Source organism: Hypericibacter sp. (assembly GCF_050729195.1).
Taxonomy (GTDB): Bacteria; Pseudomonadota; Alphaproteobacteria; order Dongiales; family Dongiaceae; genus Hypericibacter.
In genome coordinates this window covers 1-10,608 of sequence record NZ_JBOHKS010000280.1, presented here as the reverse complement: position 1 = coordinate 10,608, position 10,608 = coordinate 1, and the positions used below count along the sequence as shown (strand labels likewise).

Annotated in this window: 14 protein-coding genes; 5 read left to right on the top strand and 9 right to left on the bottom strand. The window is 67.0% G+C overall.

Annotated elements, in window-relative coordinates:
• Nucleotides 1–196 (top strand): hypothetical protein (locus ACREE8_RS23045; RefSeq protein ID WP_431575365.1); only part of this gene is annotated, 196 nt, incomplete at its 5' end.
• Between the two features lie 267 nt (nt 197–463).
• Here ACREE8_RS23045 and ACREE8_RS23040 read toward each other — a convergent pair.
• On the bottom strand, nt 464–1,660 hold the full coding sequence (locus ACREE8_RS23040; protein WP_431575364.1) for a multidrug effflux MFS transporter: 1,197 nt from the start codon (nt 1,658–1,660) through the stop codon (nt 464–466).
• A 214-nt stretch (nt 1,661–1,874) separates the two neighbouring features.
• Here ACREE8_RS23040 and ACREE8_RS23035 point away from each other — a divergent pair, with 214 nt between their 5' ends.
• Together ACREE8_RS23035 and ACREE8_RS23030 are read left to right on the top strand one after the other, a co-directional pair.
• Nucleotides 1,875–2,330, top strand: coding sequence for a VOC family protein (locus ACREE8_RS23035; RefSeq protein WP_431575363.1), 456 nt, complete (start codon nt 1,875–1,877; stop codon nt 2,328–2,330).
• 15 nt (nt 2,331–2,345) lie between these two features.
• On the top strand, nt 2,346–2,675 hold the full coding sequence (locus ACREE8_RS23030) for a hypothetical protein (RefSeq protein ID WP_431575362.1): 330 nt from the start codon (nt 2,346–2,348) through the stop codon (nt 2,673–2,675).
• Between the two features lie 31 nt (nt 2,676–2,706).
• Here ACREE8_RS23030 and ACREE8_RS23025 read toward each other — a convergent pair whose 3' ends face one another.
• The gene (locus ACREE8_RS23025; protein ID WP_191908326.1) at nt 2,707–3,426 is read right to left on the bottom strand and encodes a M48 family metallopeptidase; all 720 of its coding nucleotides are present in this window, start codon (nt 3,424–3,426) and stop codon (nt 2,707–2,709) included.
• 140 nt (nt 3,427–3,566) lie between these two features.
• Nucleotides 3,567–4,520, bottom strand: a complete 954-nt coding sequence (locus ACREE8_RS23020; RefSeq protein WP_431575361.1) for a methylated-DNA--[protein]-cysteine S-methyltransferase — start codon at nt 4,518–4,520, stop codon at nt 3,567–3,569.
• A 148-nt stretch (nt 4,521–4,668) separates the two neighbouring features.
• Between ACREE8_RS23020 and ACREE8_RS23015 the strand changes: the two genes are divergently transcribed.
• Both ACREE8_RS23015 and ACREE8_RS23010 read left to right on the top strand, forming a co-directional pair.
• A complete protein-coding gene (locus ACREE8_RS23015; RefSeq protein WP_431575360.1) occupies nt 4,669–5,616 on the top strand; it encodes a DMT family transporter in 948 nt (315 codons plus the stop codon).
• The gene (locus ACREE8_RS23010) at nt 5,613–6,032 is read left to right on the top strand and encodes a VOC family protein (RefSeq protein ID WP_431575359.1); all 420 of its coding nucleotides are present in this window, start codon (nt 5,613–5,615) and stop codon (nt 6,030–6,032) included. Before ACREE8_RS23015 ends, ACREE8_RS23010 begins: the two co-directional genes overlap by 4 nt.
• A 94-nt stretch (nt 6,033–6,126) precedes the next feature.
• Here the strand turns inward: ACREE8_RS23010 and ACREE8_RS23005 are convergent, their stop codons facing one another.
• From ACREE8_RS23005 to ACREE8_RS22980, 6 genes are all read right to left on the bottom strand, one after another.
• The gene (locus ACREE8_RS23005) at nt 6,127–6,636 is read right to left on the bottom strand and encodes a YcgN family cysteine cluster protein (RefSeq protein WP_431575358.1); all 510 of its coding nucleotides are present in this window, start codon (nt 6,634–6,636) and stop codon (nt 6,127–6,129) included.
• Nucleotides 6,636–7,229: an SCO family protein gene (locus ACREE8_RS23000; protein ID WP_431575357.1), complete on the bottom strand. Its 594-nt coding sequence runs from the start codon at nt 7,227–7,229 to the stop codon at nt 6,636–6,638. The genes ACREE8_RS23005 and ACREE8_RS23000 overlap by 1 nt, the downstream gene beginning before the upstream one ends.
• A gap of 163 nt (nt 7,230–7,392) precedes the next feature.
• Nucleotides 7,393–8,262, bottom strand: coding sequence for a hypothetical protein (locus ACREE8_RS22995; RefSeq protein WP_431575356.1), 870 nt, complete (start codon nt 8,260–8,262; stop codon nt 7,393–7,395).
• A gap of 87 nt (nt 8,263–8,349) precedes the next feature.
• The gene (locus tag ACREE8_RS22990; protein ID WP_431575355.1) at nt 8,350–9,030 is read right to left on the bottom strand and encodes a lipid-binding SYLF domain-containing protein; all 681 of its coding nucleotides are present in this window, start codon (nt 9,028–9,030) and stop codon (nt 8,350–8,352) included.
• A gap of 236 nt (nt 9,031–9,266) precedes the next feature.
• On the bottom strand, nt 9,267–9,926 hold the full coding sequence (locus ACREE8_RS22985; protein WP_431575354.1) for a histidine phosphatase family protein: 660 nt from the start codon (nt 9,924–9,926) through the stop codon (nt 9,267–9,269).
• A gap of 16 nt (nt 9,927–9,942) precedes the next feature.
• The coding region (locus ACREE8_RS22980; protein ID WP_431575353.1) for an adenosylcobinamide-GDP ribazoletransferase at nt 9,943–10,608 on the bottom strand (666 nt) is incomplete at its 5' end.

Below are 10,608 nucleotides of genomic sequence, written 5' to 3'. Positions count from 1 at the left end.
GCCCTTGCCCTGGCCCGGCGGCAACGAGCCCCTGGTCGCCGGCGTGCCCGACGGCACGGCCGATACCGCCTCGAACGACGCGTCATCGGGAACCATCGTGGCCCCCGATCCGGTGACAGCGGCCAAGGAAACCGGCAACGATTCCTTCGCCAACTTCATCGAGCGGCTGGTGAATCAGCGGGACAACAAGAAATGACGGCGCGGCGTCGATCGCTTCTTCTTTCCTCTCCCCATCCCGTCTCCGGGAGGGGGAGAGGGCAGGGTGAGGGGGTTGTCGATGACAGGCGATGCGCTGAAGGGCGTCGTCTTATTCTGACTCATCCCCCTCACCCAGCTCCGGGTAAGCCTCCGCTACGCGTGCCGGCTTCGCCGGCGATTAAACAAAATAACGGGCCTTTGCCCGCGGCCTAACCCTATGCGTCCCTCTCCCCCTGGCGGGGGCGAGGAAAGAAACGCGAGAGCTTCATGTGTCCTGCTTCTGCCAGGGCCGCACCAGCGTCCAGTAGCTCACGGGACCTGCGACGGCGCTCAGCGCCAGCGCGATCACCATCGGCATCTGTGTGCCGTCGGCGGCGTGGCCGATGGCGGCGCCGACGAGGGCCGCGGTCGACATCTGGGTGAAGCCGAGGAGTGCCGAGGCCGCACCGGCGGCGCGCGGATAGGGCCCGATGGCGCCCGCCATCGAGTTCGCCATCACCATCCCGACGCCGAAGAGATAGACCATGGTGGGGGCGATGATCGCCATGACCGTGTCGATGCCGGCCCAGGCCAGCGCCACCAGCACGATGCCGCCGACCAGCGCGATGGCGCCGCCGGCCGCGATCATGTGATGGATCGTCACCTTGCGCGCGAGCTTGCCGGCAAGCGTGGCGCCTGCGATATAGCCCGCCACCACCGCGGCGAAGCAATAGCCATAGTCGTTCGGCTCCAGCTTCATCATCCCCATCAGCACGAAGGAGGAGCCGGAGATGAAGCAGAAGATGCCGCTATAGCCGAAGGCCGAGGACAGCACATAGCCGACATAGCGGCGCTGTCCCGCCAGCATCAGATAGGTCTCGAGAACGTTCGAGGGCCGCGTCGCCAGCGGGTTCCGGTCGTGATTGGTCTCGGGCAGCATGGTCGCAGCACCCACGAGGCCGCCCAGGCCATAGATCACGAGGGCTGCGAAATTGGCGCGCCAGCCGAACCAGGCCTGCAGATAGCCGCCGAGGATCGGTCCCAGCAGCGGCGCGATCGCCATCGCCGCCGCGAGATAGGAGAGCACGCGCGCCGCGCCTTCGCGGCCATAGACGTCGCGCACCACGGCGCGGCACAGCACCGGGCCGACGCAGGCCCCCAGCGCCTGCAGGAAACGCGCCGCGATCAGGAACTCGATCGAGGGCGCCAGCATGCAGGCGATGCTGGCCGCGAGATAGATCACCAGCCCCGCCAGCAGCACCGGCTTGCGTCCGAAGCGGTCGGAGAGCGGGCCATAGATGAGCTGCGAGGCCGCGAGGCCGACGAGGAAGATGCTGAGGGTGAGCTGGACATCGGCCTCGCTCGCCGAGAAATAGCTCATCAGGCTCGGCAGCGACGGCAGATAGAGGTCGGTCGAGATCGGACCCAGCGCCACCAGCACGGTCAGCAGGACGATGACGGGAACGGAGTCGGCGCGACGCATGAGCGGGGAGGGATTTGGAAGGAGGAGGGAGGACAGGCTAAGCTCACTCTAGCGGCGCAAGACCGATTGGCAAACGCCGCTGCAACCGAGTGCTTCCCGTTCATACGGGAAGCACTCTTGATTGTTTGGTTTTTTCGCATTTTCTACGGCGAACCGGTATCCATCCCCGCCTTCGCGGGGACAGGCCCCGCCGGAAAATACTCAGGACGGAGCCATGACGAAGAAACGGCCCGAGGACCAGACGCCCTTCATGGCGGCGCCCGATTATGGCCGCAGCCTGAAGGGCATGGGCATCAATCTGCTGGTGCGCGAGGTGCCGCGCGCGGTCGCGTTCGCCCAGACGGTGCTGGGCGCGCGCGTCGTCTATGGCGATCCCGATTTCGCCGTGCTGCGCCATGGCACGGGCGACAATCAGGCCGAATGGATGCTCCATGCCGATCATACCTACGGCACGCATCCGCTGCTGAGCCTCACGGGCGACGGCGCGGTGCGCGGCGCCGGCGTCGAGCTCCGCCTCCATGGCTGCGATCCCGACGCGGCCGTCATGCGCGCCGAGGCCGCCGGGCATTACGTGATGGCGAAAGCGGCCGACAAGCCGCATGGCTTGCGCGAGGCCTATATCGTCGATCCCGACGGTTATATCTGGGTCCCCGATGTGCCGCTGCGCTAGACCGGTCTTCGTGCCATGACCGGGATTTCTCCGCTCGCGCTGGAACCACCGCCGCGGCCACCGCTGATCGCGCCCTTGATCGGTCTCTGGCTCGTCATGCTCGTCGGTGCCGGATTGATCGGCGGCTATCTGTTGCCGCGCTGCATCGCGACCTTGCCGCCGGGCATCTCGATCGCCACCGTCTTTTTCATATCGCTCGCCGGCGCGCTGGGTCGTCGGCGGGGGCTGAGTTGGCCCTGGCTGATCTCACTGGCGCTGGTTTATGGCGTCCTGACCTGGTTCACGATTGCCTTCGCGATCCTCGCGGGCAATTTCATGGTCTCGGGTCTGTGCAAATTATTCTGACGCGAATCAAGATCGATCAGGGACGCGCCGCTCAGGCCGGCAGCGGATCCTCATAGGCGCGCTCGCCATCGCTGCGGCCATAGCGATGCAGATCCGGCCCGTGCTCCGCCAGCCAGTCGCGCGCCTTGCGCGCATGGGGTGTGAGCTCGTCGACGAGGCGCCAGAAGCGCGGCTCGTGATTCATCTCGCGCAGATGCGCCACTTCATGCGCGACCACATATTCGAGCACCCATTTGGGCGCCAGCACCAGCCGCCAGGAGAAGGCGAGCTCGGCCGAGGCCGAGCAGCTGGCCCAGCGGGTCTTGGGATCGCTGAGCCGAATGCGCCGCACCTTCTTGCCGATCATCGCGGCCTTGGCATGGGCGAACTCGGCGATCTCGCGGCGCGCCTCGAGCTTCAGCCAGTCCTCGACCCGGCGCGGCAGATGCTCGGGCTTGCCGGCGACATGGATCTCGCCTTCCTCGCACCAGACCACCCCCCGGGCCTTGGGCCGGTGGCGGATGCGGTGGGGCTGGCCCAGGAAGGGCACGACCTTGCCGGTCTCGAACGGCACCCCTTCGGGCAGCAATTCGACCCGTTCGCGGATCCAGGACCGGTGCGTCTGGGCGAAGCGGCGGCCCTCGTCATAGGTCGCCCGTGGCGGCAGCACCACGACGATGCGCCCGGCCGACTGGTCGAATCGGAGGATGATCCGGCGTGCCCGAGTATTGCGTTGATAAATCAGGGGAATTCGGCGGTCATCGAGAGTCATGACCTGTCCCTCGACCAGCCGTTTGACCTGCCGGCGGGGGCGGCGCGAAGCGGAATTGGAGCGGGCTTTGCGACGGGACATGTCATCGGTTATGCGGTCTTGAGGGACCCCTGCCAAGACCTCCCGTCGCGCGCTAGGACTTATTTCCTGTGGATATCTACCTTCGCCGCCTCGCGGGTCAGGAGTTCCTGCTTCACCCCTTTGCCCCAGCGGTAACCGGTCAGGCTGCCATCGGCGCCGCAGGCGCGGTGGCAGGGAATGACCACGGCCACGGGGTTGGTGGCGCAGGCCCGGCCGACGGCCCGGGCCGCGGTGGGCTGGCCCAGACGGCCGGCGATTTCACCGTAAGTCAGGGTCTCGCCCAGCGGGATTCGGCGCAGTTCCTCCCAGACGCGCTGCTGGAACGCGGTCGCCTGGATATCGAGCGGGAGATCGATATGGGGTGCCCGACCCTCCAAATGGGCCAGAATCGCGGCCAAAGCGGTCGAGAGAGCCGGATTGTCCTTCCGAATCCGCCTTGCGGCGGGGAATTCCTCGTTCAAAGCCTCGATCAGGGGGGCGTCGGCCTTCCCGATCGACACAAAACAGACGCCTTTGGGGGTCGCGGCCACCAGAACCCGACCCAAAGGTGACGGGGCGGTCGCATAGGCGATGTCGGCGCCTTCGCCGCCCTTGGCATAGCTGGCCGGCGTCATGCCGAGCGCCTGGGGTGCGCGCTCATAAACCCGCGAGGCCGAGCCGAAGCCCGCGCCATAGGTGGCGGCCGCTACGCCGTCGCCCTGCTGCAGGCCGCTCTTGAGCCGGTTCACCCGGCAGGCATCGGCATATTGCCGCGGGGTCACGCCCATGGCCTGTTTGAACAGGCGCTGGAGATGCCAGGGGCTGACGGCACAGGCGCGGCCCAGCTCGGCCAGGGTTACCGGACCCGGATCGCCAGCATCGTCCTCCGCCGCCATCTTGCGCTCGATATAGCGGCAGGCGCGCTGCACGGCGTCCAGCCGATGGGAGCGGGCCGTGCCCGGGCGAGCGCTCGAGGACGCGTCGGATTCCAGGACTTCGACCGGCCGGCGGGCGACCATGCTGAACTCTCTCATCGGGAACTCCTCGAACCAAGATAGGGGTGGCGTGGCGCTACTCCTAGCCCGCCCCGACCGGGGCCTCTATCCGATCCTTGCGAGGTGCCGAGCGAGCGGGAATCGCTAAGCTTTTCCTGACGTTTTCGCCGGTTATAGTGCCGCTGCCATGTCCAGCCCCGCCCTTGCCCTCGACCCGGTTCCGCGGCGCCTCCTGCCGCTGCTGCTCTTGCTGCTGCAGGGCACGGCCTGGGGCCTGACCTTTCCGACATCAAAGATCGCGGTCGACAACGGCGTCGGTCCCGCCGGCTATGTCTTCTGGCAGACGCTGGGTGCTGGCAGCGTGCTGCTGGCGCTGATCCGCCGCCGTCCACCGCGCTGGGATCGCCGTCACCTCTTCTATTACGCCGTCTGCGGCCTCGTCGGCATCACGCTGCCCAATGTGATCCTGCTGAGCGCGGTGGCGCATCTGCCGGCGAGCCTGACGGCGCTCATCGTCAACACCTCGCCGCTCATCACCTTCGCGATCGTGCTGCTGCTCGGCATGGAGCGTTTTCACTGGCGGCTCGCGGCCGGCCTCGCGATCGGTTTCCTCGGCGCCGCACTCCTGGCCTTGCGCGGCGCCAGCCTCGATGGCGGCGCGGCGCTGGGCTGGGTGCTGTTCGGATTCCTGGGGCCGCTCTGCTATGCCAGCGTCGCGATCTTCAATCAGCGCTGTCGGCCCAAAGGCAGCGATTCGCTGACGCTCGCCTGCGGCATGGTGATCCTGGGATTTGCCGGTGCGCTGCCCTTCGCGGCCGCGCGTGGCGAGATCGAGCCGCTCTGGCCCGTGGGTCCGGGCGAGCTTGCCGTCCTGATCCAGATCGGGGTTTCCTGCTTCGGCTATATCGTGCAGTTCGAAGTGATCCGCATGGCGGGCGCGGTTTATTTCAGCCAGGTCACCTATATCGTGGCGGTGACGGCGCTCACCTGGAGCTATCTGCTGTTGGGCGAGGCGCTCAGCCCCCTCGTCGGCCTGGCGGTGCTTTTGATCTTCGCCGGGCTCGTGCTGCTCAATTGGCAGGGACCCCGGGTTTCGCGCCCGCCAGCCCCCGCGCCAGAAAGGATCGATCCATGACCATGCCTCCCTTCCATCTCGCCTTCCCGGTCGCCGATCTCGACCGGACCCGCCATTTCTATGAAGGCATGCTGGGTTGCCGCGTGGGCCGCACCGATCCGCTCTGGATCGATTTCGATTTCTTCGGCCATCAGATCTCGGCGCATCTGCGTCCCGAGGAGACCGCGATGGCACGCACCAACGCCGTCGATGGCGACAATGTGCCGGTGCGCCATTTCGGCGCCATCCTCGAATGGGACGACTGGCACCGCCTCGCCGACAAGCTCAAGGGCGCCAACGCCAAATTCATCATCGAGCCGCATGTGCGCTTCAAGGGCGAGGTCGGCGAGCAGGCCACCTTCTTCATCCTCGATCCCAGCGGCAACGCGCTCGAGTTCAAGAGCTTCCGCGACATGAGCCGGGTGTTCGCGAGTTGAAGGGTCGAGCCTCTTCCCGCGTATTTCTTTCCTCTCCCCCGCGTTGCGGGTGGAGAGGATCGTCTTTATCGGGAACGGCGAGAAAGCATCGGCGCTATTTGATCCAATCGACGATGCGCTTCTCCGCGTCCTCGACATCGTCTTCGCTGACCACCTTGTTGCGCACCGAGATGCCGGCCTTGTGCACGGTGTTGGGGTCGCCCGACACCAGCGGGTGCCACCAATGGAGATCCTTGCCCTCGTCGACGAGGCGGTAGGCGCAGGTCGAGGGCAGCCAATGCAGCTTGCCGATCATGCGCACGGTGAGCGCGATGCAGTCGGGCACCAGTGTCTTGCGCTTCGCATAGTTCTTGCAGCGGCAGCTCTTGGAATCGAGCTGGCGGCAGGCGACGTCGGTGAACTCGACGAGGCCGGTCTCGGTGTCCTCGAACTTCACGGTGCAGCAGCGCCCGCAACCGTCGCAAAGCGACTCCCATTCGGGCTTCGTCATCTCCTTGAGGGTCTTGACGCGCCAGAAAGGCTCGGGCTCGCCCTTGCGCTTCTTGGCCGCGCGTTTCGACGCGGCGGGCTTGGCCAGTTTCCTGCGGAGCTTGGCGAGGACCATCAGAGCTGCTTCGTCACGCCGGCGACGATGTCGTCGGCGCTGACGTCCTGTCCGAAATGGGTGAGATAGCGCCCGTCGCGGTCCATGAGATAGATCAGCGAGGAATGCATCACGTTATAGTCGGTGCCGCCCGCATCGGGTTTGTAATAGGCGCGGTAATCCTTGACCAGCTGATCGATCGCCGGCTTCTCGCCGGTGAGGGCCACGATATGCGGGTCGAAATTCGCGACGAAATCGTGCATTGCCGCGGGCGTGTCGCGGGCCGGGTCCACCGTGACGAAGATCGGCACCACCTGGTCGGCCTTGTCGCCGAGCTTGCCCATGGCCTGCGTGATCTTCTGCAGATCGAGCGGGCAGACATCGGGGCAATGGGTGAAGCCGAAATAGACCAGCATCAGCTTGCCGCGGAAATCGCCGTCGCTGCGGGGCTGGCCGTTCTGGTCGGTGAGGGTGAAGCCGCCGCCGACAAGGGCGGTGCCAGAACCGCCTTCGCCCGGGGGCCCGGCTTCGCGGAAGGCCCAAAACACGGCGATCGCCGCGATCAGCAGCAATGCGACGAGAGTGGTGACGCGCGCGACGAGGCTCTTGGGCATGGGTTCAATGAACGGAACGGAGTCGGCTCATCGCCCCTTCACCAGCGAAGGAAAGCGATCGCGACCCGGGGAAATATGGGGCAGGGCCCTGCGGCAGGCAAGCAAGGCCTCCTGCCGCTCTCTGCGGTTTAATGCAGCCGTAGCCCGAAGCGGCGTCGCCACCCTACCAGGGTGCGACCTTCAGGCCGGCGGGAATGACGGCACCTTCGGTCTTGAGGCCGGCCGGGCCGATCGGCAGCCGCAAGGCGAGGCCGGCAACCGGCCAGCTCACCTCGACCGACAGCGGCCGCTTCGAGAGCGGCTGCTCGGCCGTGGCCGCGCCCAAGGCACCCGGTTTGCCGGTCTCGACCACCGCGAGATAGCGCCGCTCGTCCCAATAGCTGCGCAGCGCGGCGGCCTTGGCGGGATCGGCTGCCGTCACCAGGAGGCGCGTCGCGATCTTGCCGTCGGTCGCGAGCGTCAGCAGTCCAACCACATGGGGGTCGGCCAGCTTCTTGTCAGCCTCGTCGTCGGGCGGCACATAGAAGCCCGCGGCCTGCGTGCTGCGGATCTGGTCGTCATCGAGCGTGGCGAAGACGAGCGGCTCGGCCATGGTCTCGAACAGCAGCGTGCCGGAGGCCAGGTCGTTGATCTGCCACCATTCGAGATCCTCGAGCCCGCGATCGATCTGGAGCAGGCAGTCGGGAAGGATTTGCGCAGCCGAGCCCTCGGCCTCGACGGTGTAGAGCGGCGTGCCGGAGGTGCCGGCCTTGGCGTCGAAGGCGTCGAGGCGGACGTGACCTTCGCCTTCGGGCGAGTTGACATCCCATTTTCGCGTCAAATGCAGACGCAGCAGCATGCGGTCGGCGTCGTGATCCTGACGGCAGGAGCTGAAACCCAAGATGGTGTTGTCGATGAGGCGGGAATCGCCATTGGCCGAGGCCTTGCTCGTCACCGAGATGCCGTCGGCCCAGGCCGGCAGCGAACCCGCCAACAATCCCGAGAGTCCCAAGGCCAGCAGGAGCGGTCGGCAGGTCAGGCGCAGGCGGGTCATCGAAATCTTCCCCCCGGAAACGTTGAGGCAATCAATCGGATGGCGATCAGGCGACAGCGAAAGCGCCCCGAAGGGCGCTTTCTCGGCTCAATAAGGCGACAGCGAATCGCGCAGCGGCTGCGCGTTGGGGTTGGAGAAGCGGCGCTGGATCAAAATCGCATAGGGCGTGGCGCCGGTACCGTAATAGGAGACGTTCCAGCTGTCGCGCTTGAGGACGCCAGCTCCTTCGAGCGAGAGCCCGCCGAACAGGCCCGAGGTCTTGGCGAAGCTGTAGACGTCGGCATCGAGATTGGTGGTCGTGCCGGCCTCGAGGCCCTTGCCCAGCGGACCCGCCGCGATCGAGACGTCGCCGCCGAACTTCATCTGGTTGTCGATGACGGCGTCGAGCGCATTCTCGCTCATGATGGTCAGCACCACCTCGGAGATCTCGCCGCCGATCTGCAGGCCCAGGCTGCCGGCGGCCAGCGTGTAGAAGGCCGGATAGCTCCAGCCCAGCTTGTCGTCGCGCACCATCAGCACGCCCGAGCCGCCTTCGGCGCCGATGATGAAGCCGCCCTTGATCAGTGAGGGGAAGATGATGACCGCCTTGGCCTGCTTCACATAGCCCGGCAGCTCGGCGAATTCGGGGCTGGTGATGAGCTTGTCGAAGGTGATGCGGGCCTTGTCGATGATTTCCTGCTGGTCGGTCAGCGCCGCCGCGGGGCGCGCCATGGCACAGCCCAGGAAGACAAGGGCCAGTGCCGTCAACAGCGTGCGCATGCGAACCATGGAGAGTCTCCCGATTGTCGAGTCGCGGGGTTGGAGGGGGAGCTTAAAGGAGCGGCGGATTTTGGCAATTCCGAGGCAGCCGCCCCGAGTCGCCAGGCCAAATCGCGGGCAGGATTGCGTGAGCATTCCCTAACTGTCCCTTCCCCCGCTTGCGGGGGAAGGTCAGGAAGGGGGAAGTCGCGATCGAGCAGCCCCCTCCCTGACCTTCCCCCGCAAGCGCGGGAGGGGATGAGTATTCAGGCTCGATCCGCGATCACCGGCGGGTGGTTGACCGTTGCCACGCGCCAGCTGGCGGCGGAGGCGGGATCGTCGCTCGAGGCCGAGGCGCCGATATGGTCGATGCGGGTGAGCGAGCAATTGTCGATGACGAATCCGAGCGCCCGTTCGGGCTCGAGTCCCAGGGCGAGGGCGAGGGCCGCGCGGATCGTGCCGCCATGCGCGACCGCGATGATGTCGCGGCCCTGATGCGCCGCGGTCAATCGCTCGATCGCCGTGCCGACGCGCGCGATCACCTCGACGAAACTCTCGCCCCCGGGCGGCGCCAGCTTGGCCGGGGCCAACCAGAAGCGATGCCAGGCGCCATCGCGCCGCGTCGCGAGCTCGTCATGGGTGAGACCCTGCCAGTCGCCAAAATGCTGCTCTGCCAGCAACGGTTCGATCACCAATGCCGGCACCGGCTTGCCGGCCGCGGCGAAGATCGCGGCCGCCGTCTGGTGCGTGCGCGCCAGATGGCTCGCGATCCAGGCGGCGTCGGTGGGCAGGAGGCGCGCAAGGCCGGCGAAACTGGCGAGGTTGGCGCAATCGGCCGGTACGTCGCTCTGGCCATAGATGCGCCCGCCATGGGAGGTGACCGGCGCATGCCGGATCCACCACCAGCGCGTGATCGGAACCGTCATCGGTTTCTGTCTCCGCTCAAATCACGGCCGCGGCGACGGCGAGCACCGCGATCTCCGAGAGCTGCTCGATCGCGCCGAGGGTATCGCCGGTATAGCCGCCGATGAGGCGCTTGCCGAGCCGGGCCATCGCCCAGGCCACGATCAGGGTCGCCAGCAATGCCACCGCTGCCATGACCGGCCCCAGCGCGATCCAGGCGACGACCGCGGCGATTGCGAGCGCGACCAGCGCATCGCCCTCGGCGGGTTTGCCGGCGCCAGCCGCGAGCCCGCCGCTCTTGGCCGCCGTCCCGCGCGCCATCACCAGCGCCATGGCGGCGCGGCCCAGCGCATGGGCGGCGATGAGCGCGGCGATGCCATGGGCCGCCGGCAATCCCGCCAGCAGCGAGGCGCGCGCCACGACCGAAAAGATCAGCGCCAGCACGCCATAGCTGCCGATGCGGCTGTCCGACATGATGGCGAGGCGCCGCTCCCGGTCATGGCCGCCGGCCAGCCCGTCGGCGCTGTCGGCCAATCCGTCCTCATGCAGCGCCCCGGTCAGGAGACCGGTCGCGACGATGGCGAAGAGCGCGGCGCCCAGGGGCGGCAGGCCGAGCTTCAGCCCCAGCGCATAGACCAATCCGCCGCCGAGACCGACAACCACACCGACCAGAGGGAAACAGCGCACCGCCGCCGCGAGCGGCCG